Here is a 234-nt window from a genome sequence, read left to right as displayed (position 1 = left end):
CGACAATGCTGTCGGTGCCCATAGTAAGCACGCGAACGTCATTGCCATACTTCTCACCAAACAGTGCCATGGCACCTTGCTTCATCGCTTCATCGATAGACATATGCTCGATACGGGCTGGGGTATTGGCTTGGATTTGCTCATTAACGAGACGTTCTACACGTGTAATCTCGGCAGCAGTGACGGGCTTATCATAGGAGAAGTCAAAACGTAGCACGTCGCTTGAGACCAGCG

General features: G+C 50.9%; 1 protein-coding gene. It reads right to left on the bottom strand.

Features of this window, described 5'->3' with window-relative positions; genetic code table 11:
• Positions 1-234: hypothetical protein (locus tag AAEZ03_RS28955; RefSeq protein WP_350583450.1), on the bottom strand; the 234-nt coding region annotated here is incomplete at both ends.

Origin of the sequence: Pseudomonas sp. HY2-MNA-CIBAN-0224 (genome assembly GCF_040310285.1) — a bacterium.
Classification (GTDB): domain Bacteria; phylum Pseudomonadota; class Gammaproteobacteria; order Pseudomonadales; family Pseudomonadaceae; genus Aquipseudomonas; species Aquipseudomonas helleri.
Note: the sequence above shows the minus strand (reverse complement) of the source record. Positions and strands in the feature narration are given on the sequence as shown.